Origin of the sequence: Sphingomonas sp. PP-CC-3A-396 (genome assembly GCF_004343105.1) — a bacterium.
In the GTDB taxonomy this organism is placed as follows: domain Bacteria; phylum Pseudomonadota; class Alphaproteobacteria; order Sphingomonadales; family Sphingomonadaceae; genus Sphingomonas.
In genome coordinates this window covers 417,100-435,484 of record NZ_SLYF01000003.1, presented here as the reverse complement: position 1 = coordinate 435,484, position 18,385 = coordinate 417,100, and the positions used below count along the sequence as shown (strand labels likewise).

The 18,385-nt window shown below is 69.4% G+C and carries 12 protein-coding genes and 2 pseudogenes; 5 read left to right on the top strand and 9 right to left on the bottom strand.

Annotated features, from left to right (window positions below; genetic code table 11):
• Positions 1–87: 87 nt before the first annotated feature.
• Together C8J40_RS08040 and C8J40_RS20725 are read right to left on the bottom strand one after the other, a co-directional pair.
• Positions 88–1,260: an aldehyde dehydrogenase family protein gene (locus C8J40_RS08040; RefSeq protein WP_243693271.1), complete on the bottom strand. Its 1,173-nt coding sequence runs from the start codon at positions 1,258–1,260 to the stop codon at positions 88–90.
• 23 nt (positions 1,261–1,283) lie between these two features.
• Positions 1,284–1,442 (bottom strand): hypothetical protein, encoded by a 159-nt coding sequence (locus C8J40_RS20725; RefSeq protein ID WP_243693270.1) that lies wholly within the window; start codon positions 1,440–1,442, stop codon positions 1,284–1,286.
• Between the two features lie 75 nt (positions 1,443–1,517).
• Here C8J40_RS20725 and C8J40_RS08035 point away from each other — a divergent pair.
• The 5 genes and pseudogenes from C8J40_RS08035 (at position 1,518) to C8J40_RS08015 (ending at position 9,172) form a co-directional block, all read left to right on the top strand.
• Positions 1,518–3,562 (top strand): annotated as a pseudogene (locus C8J40_RS08035) (hydantoinase/oxoprolinase family protein).
• Positions 3,563–3,572: 10 nt separating this feature from the next.
• Positions 3,573–4,091: pseudogene (locus tag C8J40_RS08030) on the top strand (hydantoinase B/oxoprolinase family protein); the annotation flags it as partial.
• 380 nt (positions 4,092–4,471) lie between these two features.
• The gene (locus C8J40_RS08025) at positions 4,472–6,217 is read left to right on the top strand and encodes a type I secretion system permease/ATPase (RefSeq protein WP_132896551.1); all 1,746 of its coding nucleotides are present in this window, start codon (positions 4,472–4,474) and stop codon (positions 6,215–6,217) included.
• Entirely contained in the window at positions 6,214–7,587 is a 1,374-nt protein-coding gene (locus tag C8J40_RS08020) for an HlyD family type I secretion periplasmic adaptor subunit (RefSeq protein ID WP_132896550.1), read from the top strand. The genes C8J40_RS08025 and C8J40_RS08020 overlap by 4 nt, the downstream gene beginning before the upstream one ends.
• Positions 7,577–9,172 (top strand): TolC family protein, encoded by a 1,596-nt coding sequence (locus tag C8J40_RS08015; protein WP_132896549.1) that lies wholly within the window; start codon positions 7,577–7,579, stop codon positions 9,170–9,172. Before C8J40_RS08020 ends, C8J40_RS08015 begins: the two co-directional genes overlap by 11 nt.
• A gap of 304 nt (positions 9,173–9,476) precedes the next feature.
• Here C8J40_RS08015 and pelF read toward each other — a convergent pair whose 3' ends face one another.
• Genes pelF through pelG form a run of 7 tightly spaced genes read right to left on the bottom strand, consistent with a single transcriptional unit; the run spans position 9,477 to position 18,362 of the window.
• Positions 9,477–11,015, bottom strand: coding sequence for a GT4 family glycosyltransferase PelF (pelF, locus tag C8J40_RS08010; protein WP_132896548.1), 1,539 nt, complete (start codon positions 11,013–11,015; stop codon positions 9,477–9,479).
• Positions 10,988–11,914, bottom strand: a complete 927-nt coding sequence (locus C8J40_RS08005; protein WP_207901163.1) for a hypothetical protein — start codon at positions 11,912–11,914, stop codon at positions 10,988–10,990. The genes pelF and C8J40_RS08005 overlap by 28 nt, the downstream gene beginning before the upstream one ends.
• Positions 11,911–12,879 carry a hypothetical protein gene (locus C8J40_RS08000; RefSeq protein ID WP_132896546.1) on the bottom strand — a complete coding sequence of 323 codons (969 nt, stop codon included), beginning with the start codon at positions 12,877–12,879 and terminating at the stop codon, positions 11,911–11,913. Before C8J40_RS08000 ends, C8J40_RS08005 begins: the two co-directional genes overlap by 4 nt.
• Positions 12,876–14,351 (bottom strand): hypothetical protein, encoded by a 1,476-nt coding sequence (locus C8J40_RS07995; RefSeq protein ID WP_132896545.1) that lies wholly within the window; start codon positions 14,349–14,351, stop codon positions 12,876–12,878. The genes C8J40_RS08000 and C8J40_RS07995 overlap by 4 nt, the downstream gene beginning before the upstream one ends.
• Positions 14,348–16,075, bottom strand: a complete 1,728-nt coding sequence (locus C8J40_RS07990) for a hypothetical protein (RefSeq protein ID WP_132896544.1) — start codon at positions 16,073–16,075, stop codon at positions 14,348–14,350. Before C8J40_RS07990 ends, C8J40_RS07995 begins: the two co-directional genes overlap by 4 nt.
• Positions 16,072–16,968, bottom strand: coding sequence for an endo alpha-1,4 polygalactosaminidase (locus tag C8J40_RS07985; RefSeq protein WP_243693269.1), 897 nt, complete (start codon positions 16,966–16,968; stop codon positions 16,072–16,074). The genes C8J40_RS07990 and C8J40_RS07985 overlap by 4 nt, the downstream gene beginning before the upstream one ends.
• The gene (gene pelG / locus C8J40_RS07980; RefSeq protein ID WP_132896543.1) at positions 16,965–18,362 is read right to left on the bottom strand and encodes an exopolysaccharide Pel transporter PelG; all 1,398 of its coding nucleotides are present in this window, start codon (positions 18,360–18,362) and stop codon (positions 16,965–16,967) included. The genes C8J40_RS07985 and pelG overlap by 4 nt, the downstream gene beginning before the upstream one ends.
• Positions 18,363–18,385 lie beyond the last annotated feature (23 nt).

Below are 18,385 nucleotides of genomic sequence, written 5' to 3'. Positions count from 1 at the left end.
CTTTTGGGCACTAAATCAGGCCAAGCCGCGAATTGCAGACTGAGGTTGCGGGCGACGTATTCGGCTGTATCTCGGATATAGTGGAGTTCAAATGACCGCACACACCGTCTTCCACTCGAGATAACTATCCATCGCCTGCTTGCCGCTATCGCGACCCCAGCCAGACGCTTTCATCCCGCCGATCGGTAGCGACGCGTCGTACATCGCGTGGCAGTCGATCCACACCGAGCCCGCGCGCAGCTGGCCGGTGAGGCGGTGCGCGTTGGAGAGCGACTGCGTCCAGATGCTCGACGCAAGCCCGTATTGGCTGTCGTTCGCCGCGGCGATCACTTCGTCGAGATCGTCATAGGGTTGCGCGACGAGCACCGGCCCGAACACCTCCTCGCGGACGATCGTCATGTCGGGGCGGACGTCGACCACGACGGTCGGCGCAACGAACGTACCGGCCTCGCCTGAGCGGTCGCCGCCGGTCAGCACGGTCGCGCCTTCGTCCCGCGCGCCCGTGACGAAGCTCGCGACGCGCTCGGCTTGGCGTGCAGACACAAGCGGCCCCATCTGCGTCGCGGGGTCGAGGCCGTGGCCCATCGCGCGGCCCTTGGCATAGGAGACCACACTCTCGATCAACTGGTCGTGGATCGAGCGGTGCACATACAGTCGCGAGCCGGCGATGCAGACTTGGCCAGCGTTGAAGAAGATCGCGTTGGCGACGCCGGGGATGGCGAGATCGAGATCGGTGTCGGGCAGGACGATCGCGGGCGACTTGCCGCCGAGTTCGAGCGTGACGCGCTTGAAGTTGGTCTTCGCCGCATCGAGGATCGCGCGGCCGGTCTGGGTCGAGCCGGTGAAGGCGATCTTGTCGACGCCGGGGTGCGCGGCGAGCGCGGCGCCGGTCTCGCTGCCGGGCCCGGTGACGATGTTGAGCACGCCGGCGGGCAGCCCCGCCTGCGTCATTAGTTCGCCGAGCCGGAGGGCGCTGAGCGAGGTGTCCTCCGCCGGCTTCAGGACGATCGTACAGCCCGCGGCCAAAGCCGGTGCGAGCTTCATCGCGGTCAGCACCAGCGGCGAGTTCCACGGCACGATCGCGGCCACTACGCCGACGGGTTCGCGGAGAGTCCAGGTCGAGACCTGCTTGCCTGCGGGCTGGTAATCGATCGAGCTCTCGATCGTGTTGCCCCCGATCGCCATCGCCTGGCCGGCGAAGAAGCGGAACTGGTTGATCGCACGGGGGATCTCCGCCCAGCGCGCGACGAACAGCGGCAATCCGGACCCGGTCGCGCGGCGATCTAGGAAGGCGCGCGTATCGGCACGAAGTTCGGGCGGACGATCATGACGGCTTCTCCTGCAAGGCTGGCACCGTGGCGAACGTCGCCGCGCGTGACCAATCGCCACGCCTGAAAAGTCGCACAGCGGATAGTCGCGGTGACGCGGGCCAATCGCATCATCGGGCGGTTCTAGGAAGGCCCCAGCAAAAGCGCCGGCCCGGATGGTGGCCGCGCGATCATCATAGCGGGAACATCATGGCTTATCGTTTGGGCGTCGATGTCGGTGGGACCTTCACCGACCTGCTGCTGGATCAGGAGAGCGGCGGGTTCTGGCGGCACAAGACGCCGTCGACGCCGCATGACAGTTCGGTCGGCATACTGACCGGAGTCGACGCGATCTGCGCGGAGGCGGGCATCTCGCCTGCCGAGGTCGAGTTCTTCCTCCACGGCACGACCGTCGCGACCAACGCGGTGCTGGAAGGCAAGGGGGGCGCGTCGGTCTCGTCACCAGCGAGGGCTATCGCCAGATCATGCAGATCGCGCGCAGCTTCGTGCCCGGGCGCCTTGCCGGCTGGATCGTCTGGCCGAAGCCCGAGCCGCTCGCCGCGCTGGAGGATACCGTCGAGATCGCCGGGCGGATGGATGCGCAGGGCAATGAAGTCCGTCCGATCGACGACGCCGATATCCGCGCTGCGCTGGAGGCGTTGAAGGCGCAAGGGATCGAGGCGCTGACACTGTCGTTGATCAACGCGTATCTGAACGGCACGCACGAACTGCGCGTGGCCGAACTGGCGGCGGAAATCCTGCCCAACGTGCCGCTGTCGCTCGGCCATGTCGTGCTGCCCGAGATGCAGGAATATGAGCGCACGCTGACGACCGTCGCGAACGCTGCGGTCCGCCCGATCATGCGCAACTATGTCCGCAACCTGCGCACCAAGCTGCGCGACAGCGGCATGACGGGGAGCCTGTCGCTGCTGCGCTCGGATGGCGGGCTGATGTCGTCGGAAAAGGCTGAGGAGCATCCGGTGTCGCTGCTGATGTCGGGGCCAGCGGGCGGCGTGACCGGCGCATTGTGGGTCGGCAAGAACGCGGGCATCCGCAACATCCTGACGCTCGACGTCGGGGGCACGTCGACCGACGTTGCGCTGATCGAGAATCTCGAGGCGCGCCGAGTACGCACTACCGAGGTTGGCCATCTGGCGGTGCGAACGTCCGCGCTCGACGTGAAGACGGTCGGCGCTGGCGGCGGCTCGATCGCCTACGTCCCCGAACTGACCAACGCGCTGCGGGTAGGTCCGCGGTCCGCGGGCCCGGTGCCGGTGCCGGTTGCGTACGGCAAAGGCGGCGTCGAGCCGACCGTGACCGACGCCAATGTCGTGCTCGGCTATTTGCCCGAATCGCTGCTCGGCGGCGCGTTCAAGCTCGACCGCGAGGGCGCCAAGATTGCCGTGCAGGGGATCGCCGACAAGCTCGGCATTGGCCTGATGCAGGCGGCGCGCGGGATCATCGATATCGTCAACGAGAACATGTTCGGCGCGCTCCGCATGATCTCGGTCCAGCAGGGTTACGACCCGCGCCATTTTGCGCTGATGGACTTTGGCGGGGCGGTGCCACTCCACGTCAACGCGGTCGCGCGGCTGATGGACAGCTGGCCCGCGGTGTCGCCGGTTTCGCCCGGCGGGCTGTGCGCACTCGGCGATGCGACCACGCAGATGCGCACCGAGACCGCACGCAGCTTCTCGCGCCGCTTCAGCGAGACTGACGAGACCGAGGTCCAGGCGATCCTCAACGAGATGGCTGCACAAACGCGTGCCGAACTTGCTGCCGACGGCATCGCCGACGCCGACATCACGTCGTTGTTCGAGATTGACGTCCGCTACGAAGGCCAGGCGTTCGAGGTGCCGCTGTCGATCGATGCCGAGACCTTGGCGCGCGACGGACTCGCCGGCGTCACCGCGCGGTTCGACGAAGAGCACCACCGGCTGTTCACCTTCAATATGGAAACCGCGCACGAACTCGTGAACCTCCGCGCGGTCGCACTCGGGCCGCTGCTCGATCTCAAGGCGCCGGTGCTGGAGGAGGGCAACGGCGACCCGATCGCCGCGAAACTGCGCGATCACGAGCTCTGGACCGACGGCGCGATGCGGCCTGCGGTCATCTACGACCGGTCGAAACTGCGCGCTAACGACGTCATCCCCGGCCCGGCGATCATCGTCGAGATGGATTCCACGACGCTGATCGAAGGCGGCTGCATCGGCGTCGTCGACTCGGTCGGCAACATCCTGATCAATCTGGCCTGAGAGGACCATCATGCCCGCACGCATCATCCAGGCCAACGCCACACCGTTCGAGACGGTGCCGATCGATCCCGTCACGCTGGAGGTGATCGAAAACGCGCTCCGCAACGCCCGCATCGAGATGGACGCGACGCTCGTCCGCACTGCGATGTCGCCCGGCATCCGCGAACAGGGCGACGCCTTTCCGCTGATCGCCGACAGCAAGGGCCGCAGGACCGTCGGCCAGTTCGGCTCGTATATCGGCCCGTTCCTAGAAAGCTATGACGGCACCGTCGAGGACGGCGACCTGATCTTCCTCAACGATCCCTATTCGGTGCAGGGCGCGATCAGCCATCTGAACGACTGGCTCGTGCTGATGCCGGTGTTCAAGGACGGCCGGGTCGTCGCCTGTACCTCGATGTTCGGGCATATGAGCGATGTTGGCGGCAAGGTGCCGGGATCGATGCCGATCGATGCGACCAGCATCTTCCAGGAGGACGTCCGCATCCCGCCCGTCAAGCTGTGGAAGCAGCGCGTGCACACCGAGGATCTCTAGCCTCCCCCGCGATGTTTCAACTACTTCCAACATTGCTCGGTTGCCGTTGGCCATGGCAGCCTACCGGGGGACACGTTCCGACGTGAGAACGCAGGATTGTCGAACTGCCGAATATCGCTTGGCGTTGATCGGTTCAGACATGCCCAATCTCCAGCAGCGGCTGGGCGTATGGAATGGTTGCAAAAAACCCTTGCCTGCCGAAACCCGGCCGGCGCGTGGCATCGGGTTTGCCGCGCTGCGTTATCATACCTTTTGCGTAGGTCGTTGGGGTACTAGGCGGCGGTAGGTCGGTGAAACGCAATCGAAATGCGCCGTGTTGGCTAGCTGCAAGTGTCTGCGAAACCGTTCGTTTAACCTTTCGCGGCTAAGCGGCGGTCATGCCGACGTCCTCTTCCGCGCCTGCGACGGCAACGTCCGGGCATCGCCAGAATGCCCTGGCCAACGCCGTTCGGGGGTGTCGACGCCATCTCGTCTTCGCCGCGGTGTTCTCAGGGCTGGTGAACGTCCTGTACCTCGTCCCGTCGATCTTCATGCTTCAGGTGTACGACCGTGTGGTGCCGACGCGCGGCGGTGCGACCTTGCTGTTGCTGACGCTGATCCTGGTGCTGTCGCTGATCGTGTTCGCGATCCTCGATGCGGTGCGGATGCGGTTGCTGCTCCGCGCCAGCATGCGGCTCGAACGCCAAGCCGCGCCGGGCATATTGCTGCGGATCCTCGGCACCGACGGCGCGACGATCGGCCAGCGCAGCCAGGCGATGCGCGATTTCGATACGGTGCGCGGCACGTTGACCGGGCCGACGATCGTCGCGCTGTTCGATGCGCCCTGGGCGCCGATCTATATCGGCATCGCGTTCCTGCTTCACCCGTGGATCGGCGTGCTGGCGCTGGTCAGCGCGCTGTTGCTCGGCGGGATTGCGATCCTCAGCGACCGCGTCACGGCGCACGCCGCACGCGACACGCATGCGCGCGCGGTGCTCGCCACGCGCGAGCAGGACGTGTCGATCCACGGATCGGAGGTCGCGCGCGTGATGGGGATGCGCAATGCGCTGATCACCCGCCACCTGCTCGAGCGCGCCGAACTGGTCCGCCGCCAGGCCGCGCTCGCCGGCACCGCGGGGCAGTTCCTCGCGATCACCAAATTCCTCCGCCTGCTGCTGCAATCGCTCGCGCTTGCGCTCGGCGCGCTGCTGGCGATCCGCCAGGATATTTCGGGCGGCGCGATCTTCGCCGCGTCGCTGTTGCTCGGACGCGCGCTCCAGCCGGTCGAGCAGATCCTCGGCGCGATGAAGCCGCTCGCCGCCGCGCGCAACGCCTACCGCGATCTCGACGCGTTCTGCGCGCTGCCGGGGCCGTCGATCGATGCGACCACGCTGCCGACGCCGGTCGGGCGGATCGATGTGCGCGGCGTCACCGTGCGCGCCGAGGGGACCGACCGCGCGCTGCTGTCGGACATCAGCTTCTCGGTAGAAGCCGGGCAGATCGTCGCGCTGGTCGGCCCGAGCGGTGCCGGCAAGTCGACGCTGCTCCGCGTCCTCTCGGGAGCGCTGTCACCAGATACGGGCGAGGTCCGGATCGACGGCGCGAGCCTGGCGGACTGGAACCGCGAACAGCTCGGCCGTCACGTCGGGTACATGCCGCAATCGCCGTCGCTGTTCCCGACCTCGGTCCACACCAACATCTCGCGGTTCCAGTCGGTGCTGGCGGGCGAGAGCGAACAGCTCGACGCCGCGGTGGTCGAGGCGGCGCAGGCGGCGGGCGCGCATGAGGTGATCCTCGGCCTGCCCAATGGCTATGCGACGATGCTCAGCATGGCGGACGGATCGGGGCTGTCGGCAGGGCAGAACCAGTCGGTCGCGCTCGCGCGCGCGCTGTTCGGGACGCCGACGATCCTGTTCCTCGACGAGCCCAACGCGCACCTCGACAGCGATGGCGAGGCGCGGCTGGTGACGACGCTCGCGGCACTGCGCGCGCGGGGCGCGACCGTGATCGTCTCGACGCATCGTACCGGGCTGCTCCAGGCGGTCGACAAGATCATGGTGCTGCGCGGCGGCACGATCCAGCTGTTCGACGAACGTGCGAAGGTCGTCCGGCCGCATGTCGCCGCTGCGGGAGGCGTACGATGATCCCCGCCGAACTGGCCAGCCCGGTCCCCGCCGCGGGCGGTGCGAGCCTCGCCGATCGCCTCCGCCTCGACGACTCGCCGCGTCACGCCATCCTCGTCGGCGGGATCGTCGCGATCCTGTTCTTCGTCGTCGGGCTCGGCTGGGCGGCGTTCGCGCGGCTCGATGCGGCGGCGGCGGGCGAGGGGCAGGTGGTCGTCGCGGGCAATCGCCAGACCGTCCAGCACCGCGAGGGCGGGATCGTCGCGGCGATGGCCGCGCGCGACGGCCAGCACGTCCGCGCCGGCGACATCCTGTTCCGGCTCGAAGGCGCGGAAGTCACCGCAAGCGAACGCGCGCTGGCGGCGAGCGTGATCGACCTCCAGGCACAACGCGCGCGGCTGGAGGCGGACGTTCGCGGCGGCGCAATCGTCTGGCCCGCCGAGTTCGCCTCCGCACAAGGCGACGACCGGCGCCTTGTCGATCGCGCGAAGTCGCTCCAGATCGCGCAACGCACCGCGCGCTCGGCGGCGTTGGCGGCGAACGGCGCGGTGCTCCGCCAGCAGGCGGCGACCGTCGCGCAGCAGACCAACGGCTTCAACGCACAGGCGCAGGCCACCGCCCGCCAGCGCGCCTCGCTCCGCCAGCAACTCGAGAGCACGCGCGCGCTCGCCGACGAAGGCTATGTCTCGCGCAACACTGTGCGCGCGATCGAACGCTCGATCCAGCAGCTCGAAGGGACCGACGCCGACTATGTCTCGCGCTCGGCGGCCGCGCGCGAACAGATCGGCCAGACGCGGGCGGAGGGCGTCCAGACGCGCCGCAAATATGTCGAGGACAGCGCCACGCTGCTCCGCGACACGCAGTTCCAGCTGAACGAGGTCATGCCGAAACTCGCCGCCGCCCGCGAGCAGTTGGCGCGGACGATCATCCGCGCGCCGGTCACCGGTCGCATCGTCGGCTTGCGCGTCTTCTCCGTGGGGGGCGTGATCCAGCCGGGGCAGGCGATCCTCGACATCGTCCCCGACGCCGCGCCGCTAGTGGTGCGCGCGAACTTCTCGCCGAGCGATATCGACGGCGTGTTCGCGGGGCGCGAGGCGGAGGTGAAGTTCCTGTCGCTGCACGAACGCGACCTGCCGATCCTGCTCGGCACGGTCCGCACTGTGTCCGCCGACTCACTGCGCGACGAGCAGACCGGTCACAGCTATTTCAGCGCCGAGATCACCGTGCCGCGCGACCAGATCGCCAAGATCGAGGCGGTCCGCGGTCGCGATACCGGGATTCGCGCAGGCGTCCCCGTCACCGTGCTGGTCAAGCTCCGCTCACGCACCGCGCTCGACTATCTGCTCGATCCGCTGACCGAAGCCTTTTCCAGGTCGCTCCATGAACGCTGACATGATCCGCCTCGCCGGCGCACTGCTCCTCGCAACCCCGGCAGTCGCGCAGACCGCGCCGGAAACGCAGGTCGCCGCGCCCGAAACGCTCGGCCAGGCGATCGCCGATGCCTATCGCACCAACCCGTCGCTGGAGGGGCAGCGGGCGCAACTCCGCGGGCTCGACGAACAGATCGTCCAGGCCGGCGCGGCCTACCGGCTGACCGCGGGCGTAAACATGACGCTGCAATACCAGTCGCAGGACCAGCGCGGGCTGCTCGGCGATTTTGCGGTCGCGCGCGGGCGGACGATGGGGGCTACGCTCACCGCGTCGCAGATCCTGCTCAACGGCGGGCGGACCGCGGCGCAGGTCTCCGCCGCCGAGGCGACCGTGCTGGCCGGCCGCGAGCGACTGCGCGAGGCGGAGAACGCGATCCTGTACGAGGTCGTCGACGCCTATGTATCGGTGCGCCGCGATCAGGCGTTGGTAGCGATCCAGCAACGCTCGCTCGACTCCTATGGGCGGCAGGTGACGCAGGCGATCGCGCGCGAACGCGGCGGCGACCTGACCCGCACCGACATCGCGCAGGCGCAGGCGCAACGCGAGATCATCCGCGCGCAGTTGGCGCAGGCGACGGTCAATCTCCAGGCGAGCCGGGGGCGGTTCGCCGCGGCGGTCGGGCGCAATCCGGGGACGCTGCTCGCGCCGCCGACGCTGCCGGGGCTGCCCAATTCGCTTGATGCCGCGTTCGCGGTCGCCGAGAAGGAAAGCCCGAGCCTGTGGCAGGCGATCCTCGCGACCAGGGCGGGCGATGCGCGGATCGCCGCGCAGCGCGCCGAGCGCGCACCGATCGTCGCGCTGTCGGGCAGCTATGGTTACGGCAGCCCCGATACCTATCAGGTGCGCGATCTGGGCGCGCAGGCGAGCGGCGCGGTGACGCTGACGATGCCGCTGCTGAGCGGCGGCGTGATCGGATCGCGCGTCCGTGCCGCGATCGCCGAACGCCAGCAGCTCGGTTTCGAGGTTGAGACCGCACGGCGGGCGGCGCTCGCCAACGCGCAGAACGCCTGGAACCAGGCGGTCGCGGGCGGCGAGCAGATGACCGCGGGGCAGCACGCGACCGAGGCGGCGGAGTCCGCGCTCACCGGTGTCCAGCGCGGTTTTTCGGAAGGGTTTCGCTCGAATTTCGAAGTGCTCGATTCGGAACAGCGCCTGCTCACCGCGCAACTCGTCTTCGTCAACGCGACCTACGGCGCCTATGCCGCGGAAGCGCGGCTGCTGGCGACGCTGGGCCGGCTCCAGGCGGCAGCGATCGACCAAGGCGTGCCGGCGTATGATCCCGCGCGCAACACGCGGCGGGTGCGTGCGCAGACGTTCGGCCCGTTCGACCCGATCCTCGCGCCGATCGACCGCCTGCAGGTGCCGAGCAGCCGCGCGCCTGCGGCGCCGATCGTCGCCCCCGCCACCGATACGCGGATACGCCCCCCGATCGTCGAGGCCTTGCCCGGCCCGCTCGGCACCACCCTCCCGATCGCAACGATCCCCGTACTGGCGACCCCGGCGAGCGCCGACCTGAGCGACGCGGTCGTGACCGGCGGGGCCTGAGCAGCCGCGCGACATCCTCCGTCATCCTGACGAAAGTCAGCACCCAGAGTACCAAAGGATGCCGCCCGCGACCCTGGGCCCTGACTTTCGTCAGGATGACGGAGCGGGGAGGGGCGCCGGTCCCGCGCGCCCGCAACCCTCCCCCGCCAGGGGGAGGTGGCGCCAAAGGCGCCGGAGGGGGTGGACACGGAACGCGCGGTATCGTTTCCTCCCCCTCTGTCTGGCAAAGGTGTCAGCCACCTCCCCCTGGCGGGGGAGGATCATGCGGCTTGAGCGCTCGTGAACCGGGTTCGGAGCCGGCCATCTATGCCGCCATCAGCGACCCGTATAACGCGGCATAGGCGCCGATGATCGTGCCGTGATCGTAATCGCGCCGCACCCGTTCGCGCATCGTTTCGCCCATGGCCGTCCGCAGCGCGGGATCGCCGGCGATCGCCAGGATGCCCGCGGCGGTCGCGGCCGGGTTGACCAGCGGCGTGACGATCCCGCCATGTCCCGAGTCCGTGCCGCCGCGGCCCTCGATCATCTCGCGGCAGCTACCGACGTCGGGCGCGACCACCGGGATGCCGCACGCGCCGCCCTCGAGGATCACCAGCGGCTGCGCTTCGGACAGGCTGGTCAGCACGAGCAGGTCGATCCTCGCCATCCAGTCCTCGATCCGCACGCGGCCGGCAAAGCGGAACACCGCACCCAGCGCGAGATCCTCGACCAGCCGGGTACATTCGGCAGCATATTCGGGGTCCTCGTCCTCGGGGCCGAGCACTACGAAGCGCAGGTCGGGGCGTTCGGCATGCGCGATCGCGGCGGCGCGGATGTACGTCTTCACATCCTTGATCGGTACCACCCGGCCGAGCAGCGCGACCAGCGGATGCGCCGGATCGCGCTGATCCGGGAGGCTTGCGAACCGCTTCGAGTCGATGCCGTTGGGGATTACGCGGACCCGGTCCGCGGCGGCGCCCAGGCGGCGTTGGACCGCGGTGTTCTCACCGTACAGCGCGACGATCGGATCGCAGCTGTCGTAACAGGCTGTCGCATAGCTGGTGAACGCGCGCACCCACAGATCGCGCAGATCGCGGACGCTGCGTTCGAGTTCGAGCCCGGTATCGACCTGATCGCCGATCCAGTCCGCCATCATCACCTCGATCTGGCGTTCGAGCAGGTAGATGCCATGCTCGGTGATGAACGCCGGACGTCCGGTCTCGCGCGCGGCGCGGGCCGCCAACAGCCCGGCGAACCCGGTCGAGATCGTGTGATACGCCTTCGCCTGCGGCAGGGGCGTGGTCAGCACCGCGAGCAGCCCGCCCAGCAAAACGCGCATCGCCCAGAAATAATGGTGGAACGATGCCTTGGGCAACATCGCCTGGTAATGCCGCCTGAGCCGCGCGAAGACGGCTGGGTGCGATAGGATGTCGCCGGGCGCCAGCGGCCGGGCGTTGCCGCCGATCAGGTCAATCAGCGTCGCGAGCCGGTCCGCGCCGCCGGTCGCGACGAACGCGACCAGCGCATCGGCGATCGGCACCGCGATCCGATCGGGGATCGCACGCGGCACGGCGGGCGCGGGCGCGAGGCCGATCTCGACGATCCCGACGACGTTGGGCGGCGGGGTCAGCTGGAACGGCAGCATATCCGCGCCGGGCTTGATCGCGACGATCACGAACCGGACGTCGGGCAGATGCGTCATCAGATCCTGCAGCCAGCCGGACACGCCGCCGATCACATAGGGATACGCACCCTCGACGATCAGGCAGATGTCCGCATCGGGGATGTCGCGCGACGCGGGCCGGGACCGGTCGTCGGCCAGGGCCGACAGCGCGATCACGCCGCGGCTCCCGTCAGCCACCATGTCGCCAGCGTCGTCGCGCCGCGGTCGCTACCGTCGACGGGAGCGTCGTCCTGCTCCGACGATGCCTCGATCGTGGTCGCCATCCGGTCGATCGCGTCATAATCGCCGGCGGCCCACAGTGCCTCGATCATCAACGCGTCGCGCGTTTCCGATCGCGGGTCGTTCGCCCCGGCAGGTACCGAAGCAACCATCATCGCGACCGCGTCTTCGCGGAGGTGACGGCGTTGCGAATCGGACAGCAGTACGTCCGAGCGGGCATGATCCCCGAGCAGCGTGGCCAGGCTTAGCGCGGCATCCGGATCGATGCCCTCGGCAACCCGCGCCGACAGCCGCGCGCGCGCCAGCACCAGGTTCTCCGCGACCCGCGACGACGCGGCGGCGGCCAATGCGCGGATCGTCTGGTCGCCGTCGGTGAGCGCCAGCGCGATGAGCGGCGACAGCGCCGGCTCGAACGATCGCACCACGGTCTCCAGCGCCCGTCGGCGCTCGGCGACTGCACCGTGCCGCATGATCGTCACCAGCGAACTCAGCGTATCGGGGGTCGCATGATGCACCCGCCCATCGAGCATCCGCGCGACCGCGAGACGCGCGCCGCGCTGCGCGGACCCGCCGGCAATCGGGCCGAACATGGCGTCGTCGCTGCGCTGCGTCGTGGGCCGGGACAAACGCCCGAGCGACCCGGCGAGGAGGAGCGCGACGAGCAGTCCGAACGGTCCGAGCACGCCAAGCATCGCCGCCGCAAAGCCGGTCGCAGTGCCACCGCGAAGCCACACGCCGAACCCGAACGCGCTCACCGCGGCGTGCGCAGCGAGGCCCCAGCCGACCGCGACGCCGAATATCTGGCACGCCGTCAGGATCAGCAGTTCGACGATCGCCAGCGCGATCAGGCGGAGGATCATGCGACCAGCCCGGCGGATCGCACCGACGGCCGTGTCGTGTTCGGCATATCCGCGAGCAGGGGCGTCAGCCACGTGGTGATCTCGGCGAGTTCGGCGGTACGGCTGGCGTTCAGCGCCTCGAAGGGCAGCGTATGGAGGACCAGGCATCCGACGACCTCACCGGTCTTCCGATCGGGCAAGGCGATGGCGGCAACGCCGATACCGTCGAGCACGTGGCGATCGCTGCGCTTGGCGACATGCAGGACCCGCTTATGCCGTTCGATCCGCTCCATGAGCGCGGCGGGCAGGACGTCGCGTCGTCCCGCAGTGATCGGCCCGCGAAGCCAGGCGCGTGCCTCGTCGCCGGTGACGCGGTAGCAGGTGAAGTCGGGGGTCCGCGCGGCAAGCGCGATCAGCTCGGCGATCGCGCCGCGCCGTTCGGCGGGGTCCGGCGAACACAGCCGCGCGGCGGTCTCGATCGCATGACCGACGGTATGCGCTTCGGTTGCGATCTGGACCTGCAACTGGCGATTGGTCTGCGACAGTGTTGCAAAGGCCTCGGTCAGTCGCGCGAGATTACGCGTCGCGACACGGCCGCGCGTCTCGAGCCGATCGTGACGCCCGGTGCGGATGATCGTCACTTCGCCGATGACCCCGGCAACGACGAACCACATCAATGGCTGGAGCGACAAATGGAACAGGTGGTCGAGATAGTCGCGCTCGCCCAGATTGTCGTGAACATGGGCGAGCCACAGTCCCGATGCGATCGCGGCGGCCAGAACGCCGGGGCCGGTGCCGTAGGCGAGCGCCATCACAAGCACGGGCAGCCAATAGGGGTTCGGCTGGACACGCGCAAAGCCGGTGCCGCCGGTCAGCCACCAGTCGAGCGCGGCCAGCGCGGTAAAGGCGATCGCGATCTCCACCGCGATGCGCGCGGGGCGTTGCCACCGGGTCGGCGTTTGGGGGCGATGGTCGTCGTGAGTCACTGCGTATCCCCAAGGCTGCGTGTCAGCAGCGCCCGCGCGTAGAGTTGGCGTCCCGAAAAGCCGGGGCGCGCGATTGAGGTGATGCCGCCGCTGCCCTCGACCCGCCAGGCCACCGCGATCGGCGCAGTTATGCCCAGGCTGGCGGTCGGGCCGTCGCCGCCGAACCGGTCGATCGTCCACCCTGCCAGCGCGGTCATCTGGACGGCACCGACCGCGCCGCTCATCAGGCCCTGGACGGTATGGTTCTCGCGGGTGGCGAGCGGAATGAGCGGGAGCCCGTTCACGCCCAGCTGTTGGCGTTGAACATATTCGGCCTCGAACCGATAGGTCAGGCCAAGTGCGGGGAACTGGCGACGGATGAGATAATCCACCCCGCCGCTCGCGACGATGGTGTCGCTCGCGCCGTTGCTGCCGGCGAGCCCATACCGGTTCACGCCGATATCCGCCTGCCCCAGCAGGCCGGGTGTCAGGCGGTAGGTAACGCCGATCAGTGCGCGTGAGAGATATCCGCCCGCCAGCACCTGCGCCGGGGTCGAGTAGTCGGGCATGTGCCGTGTCAGCGTCGCGCGAAACTGCGCATCGGCGGATCCCACGACCGCCTTGGCACCACCGCCGGTAACGCCGTCGTCGAGCGCCGCGGAGGCGAGCAGCTGGACGCGGACGGCGCCGTCGAACGCGGCGGCCAGCGAGGCGTCGAGGATGGTCTCGCCGCTGTGGATGGTCGGCGCATCGGTGCCGACGCGGCTGACGACATGGCGAAGGCCGCCACCGGCGACCAGCGTATTGCCGACCGCGGAGTCGATCCGTGCCCCAAACTCCGCCTGCGACAGGTCGCTGCCGTCGCGCGCGGTGACGCCGATGCTTGCCGTGCCCGGTGCGGCGGCGATCGCGCGCCGTGCGGTCAGGTCGTCGGCCGCGAGTGCGCGGTACTCGCGCGCCGCCCCGCGCACGTCGCCGTCTGCGAGCCGCGTGTCGGCGAGCATGCGCGCGGCGCGGCGATCGGTCGGATAGCGTTTCGCCAAGGCTGTCGCGGCGCGTCGTGCCGGCCCCGGATAGCCCGCCGCGGCGTCCGCCTCGATCGCGGCCAGCGCGGCATCGGAGGCGGTGTCGTCGGTGCTGTCGGCCAGCGGTTCGCTCGAGACGGGCGGTGAGAAGGCCAGCGCGACCACCGGTCCCGCCTGCCGCCACGTCATCGTCCAGCCGGCGGCGGGACGCAGCACGAGGCTGTCGTCGTTCCAGCGCAGATCGCCGATCGCATCGCCTGCCGCGTCACGAAATGCGGCGATCCGGTCGGGCGTGATCGGCTGGTTGAACCGCGCGACCAGCTCGCCGTCGCGGTCCTCGATGCGGACCACGGCCGCGTCGGGCCAGGCGAGCCTGGTCTCGGGCGCGGCGATCCGGCTGTCCGCGAAGACTGTACGGGGAACGGTCAGCACGGGTGCATCCGTCAGGCAGAGCAACAGCGCGATCATTGCGCCAACACCGTCCGCGCCCGGCCCGGCTGGCCCTGCGCGATGAGCAGGCGGGCGTGCAGCGCGGCGAGCGATCGGTCACGCGGCATCTCCGACCGCAGTGTTTCGACCAACACTACCGCCTCGGACCGACGCCCGAGCTTTTCCAGGATCTCCACGCGTGCCTTGCTGTCGGCCGGAGTCTGGGCGAGCGCGCGGTCCAGCCAGGGGCGGGCCGCCCGCTCGCCGCCGAGCCGCGCCTGCACGTCGGCCATCAGCCGCAGCGCCGGAAGGTCGGTCGGCGCGGTCGCCAGATGTTCGTCAAGCCCTGCCGCCGCGCCCTTGGCATCGCCCGCATTCCAGGCGGTCCAGGCGAGGTCGAGCTGATCGCGGGGTGCCGCGACTCCGGCTGCGACGCGGCGTTTCGCGATTGCTGCCGCTTGGGTCGAATCGATCCGTGCGGGGGCGGCGGCCGACAGCGCGCCGAGCTGCGCCGGATCGAGTGCGCGCCCGTCGAGCAGCGACGTCACCAGCGTGCGACCGGCGGCATCATTGCCCGCCGCGCGGGCCAGCGACAGCCGCATCAGCAGCATGTCGGTCTGGCTCGCGAGCGGATGCCGCGTCACGAACGCCAGCGCCTCGCCCGGCCGGTCCCGCTCGGCATAGCGTACCAGCCAGCCACGCTGCTGGCTCGCGGTGCCCTGCAGCGCTTGTTGCTTCAGCCAGGAGAGATCCTCGGACCCAGGCCGTGGGCCCATCAAGTACAGCAGGCGCTGCGCTACCGGCGCGGTGGGTGGCATTCCGCTCGCCGCCCGGCGCAGGACGGCGATCGCATCGGCGCGATAACCCGCCGCCAGCAAGCGTTCCGCTTCCCGCTCGGGCTGTGCGCCCGGCGCCGCAGCACGGGCCAGCAATTCGGTCCGCAGACCCTCGCGGTCGCCCGCCTTGGTCATGATTTCCTCGCGCGCGGCCGAACGCTGCGCGACCGGGAGATAGTCGGCCGCCCGCAACCCTGCCGCGGTATCGTTCGCACGCGCCGCCACGCGGATCGCGAGCCAGGGATCCGCCGCCCGCCAGTTCGCGGCCGTCGCCTTGTCCAGGAGCGCGATCAGGTCGCCGCGTCCGGCCGTGTCGGCGCGGCGCGCGAGATCGAGCGACAGCGTGGCATCGGGCGGCGGGATCACATGGTTCGCCGCCGCCGCGATCACGAGGTCGGGCCGATCGATCGCATAGGCCGCCGCGACGATATCCTCAGCCGCCACCGGTCCGCGCTTCTGCGTCGCCTGCGTGACGAGCACGGCTGCATCCGCGGTCCGCCCGGCTCGGCGAAGAAGGTCGACACGCAACCGCCACGTCGCGGCGGTAGCGCCATCGGACCGGATCGCGAGATAGTCGAGCGCCACCGCCGGTCTCTTCGCCGCGACCAGATCATAGGTGACCTGCAGCGTCGACACCGGCTGACCCTCCGCGATCAGCCGTACGGTGAGCGCTGCGAGTGCCGCCGCGTCGGCGGTCGCGATCTGCGCCGCGATCGTCGGGTGCAGGGGCGGCAGCACCGGTGGCGGTACCGGGGCGGCCGGCATCGAACTCGCCGGCACCGGCGTCGGCACCAATTGCGCGCGACGCTCGGCGTGACGAATCTCGCGCGCGTTCGGTAGCAGCATCAACCCGCCCGCGAGCAGGCCAAGCCCCGCCAGCGCGGGCAGGACGATCGCGAGACGTCCGCGTCGGCGGTCGATCCTCATCCGGTCGGTTCCGGCATCAGGCGGTCGAGCGCGAGCGTCGCAACATAGGGGCTGAACCCCGCCGCGCGCTCACGCGCATATAACGCCGCGATCTGCGTCGTATCGGCAGGATTCCAGTAATCGAGCGTCATCAACGCCAACGCCGGGTTCCGGGCTCGCGCGGCGCGCAGGCGACCCGCTTGCCACGCCCAGTCCGACTCGCCGAGCAGTTCATAGCGTTTGGCAGCGAAGTTCCACCGCGACGCCATCGCCTCGCCAAGCAGATAATCGATCTTGGGCGCGACGTCGGGCAGCAGCGCGTAGCCGCGGTTGAGCATGATGCGGAATTTGGGAAAGCGCGCGCGCACGGCGGCGATCAGCGTCGCACCTGCCGCCACCATGCCCGTGTTGGCGACCGGATCCTGCCGTTCCATCGCTTCGGCGTTATCCATCGTATCGATGAAGATTCCGTCATAGCCGAGCGCCAGGATCGCGGGGACGAGGCGGTCGAGCACCGCCGCACGCCATGCCGGGTGGCGCAAGTCGGCGAGCCGTGCGTCGGGCCAGTTGGGATTGGCGGCGTTGAGCGCGCCGGCCTTGTCGAGCGCGGCGAAATACAGCCGGCTGCGCTCGACCTCGCCGAAGCTGACATAGCCGAGCAGAATGCTGCCGGGGCCTCGCAGTGGTGCGATCGGCCGGGCATGATGCGGCTCGAGCACCAGCAGCGCGCACGCCCGCGCCAGCGCGGGATCGGTGGTGGCGCCGTAATCGATGCCCCAGCGTAGCGCCGTGTCCGGGGACGGTCTCGGTGCCGCCTGCGACCGCGATCGCGCGCCGATCGTCAGCCCGATCGCTCCCATCGCGAGCACTCGCTGCAAGATCGTCCGGCGTGCCATCTCATCAGATCCCGTCATAACAGACGCCCTCCGTGCCCCACGACCGAGGGATTGTTGCCGACGAACAGCAGATAGGTGAGGCTCACCGTGGCTTCGGCGACCAGCGCGATGCCGACCGACGCTCCGACCACCGCACCCGCCATATAGCCCCAGCCGAACGCGGCAAACCCCGCATGCCATTGTAGCAGTGTCGCGATGGCGCTGCCGATTGCGAAGGCGCTCCAGGTCAGCAGGATCCGGCCGAACAGGTCGTAATAGGCCAACACGACGGTCGCCGCGATCACGACGAGGTGAAAGACCGTACCGAGCGAGGTCTGGCGAAACGCGAAGATCGCGCGCGCGTCCGCCCCGATCAGGTCGAACAGCGGCACCGCGAACACCCAGGCGAGCGCCGCGACCAGCGCCTGCACCAGCAGCATGATCCGCAGCCCGTCGAACATCGTCCGCGCGAGCTCGCTGCGCGCCTCCTCGATCCGTTGCAGCGTCGAGGTGCCGGTACACCGCACGATCAGGTCGCCGAACGCGCGATCGAAGCGCGTTTCGGTCACGATCAGCAGCAGCGTGAGGCCGGGCACCATCGTCAGCAGCCCGAGAAAGCTGCCCTGGTCGTTGATCGGATTGAGCCGCAACAGGCCGATCGCGCGGAGGCTGTCGGGCCCTAGCCATAACAACCATTTGTCGATCCAGATCGCCGCGACCCCGGCGACCCCGGCCGTAGCGACGATCCAGGCGAGCCGCGGCGTCATCGCATCGCGCGTCGGCAGGACGGGCGGGGCGGAGAAATGCCGGCGGATCACCACCATGATCGCCGCCAGCGTCAGGCCGATGCCGCCGGCGATGATGGCGAGCACGGTGACGACGTCGAGCTTGGGCAACAGTGCCAGCAGTAGTGTCGCGAAACCGATGCCGAGCAGATAGGCGAGGGGGATCGCGCGGTAACGGCGAAGCGCGGTGAGTAGCGGTGCGGCGATCCAGACCTGCGTCAGCCACGCGAGGATCAGCGTCGCGAGCGCCGCCTCGCCGAGGGGAAGCCGCGCGAGCATGCCGTACACGACCGCGCCGACGCCCAGCGCGATCGCGCCGCCGACCGCGAGCGCGACCAGCATGATCCCCGACACGCCGCCTGCATCGCGTGCGAAAATGCGATCCGCGACCATCCGCGTCGCCAGGATGCCGACCGGCGCGGCGGCGAGCGCGGACAGGCTGAACGCGTAGACCAGGATCGTCTGCACGGTCCGCGCGCCGCCAGTGCCCAGATGCGTGCCCGACCAGTGGTTGAGCAACGCCATCGCGACCGCGGTGATCAGCCACGGCCCGGCGCTGATCACCGCGCCGAACGCGGCGGCGCCGACGATCCCGCCGACGCCGCCCTCACGCGCGGTTTTCGCTAATTGGAAGCCTATGCCCGCCATAACACTGCCGGCCTATGTCGCGA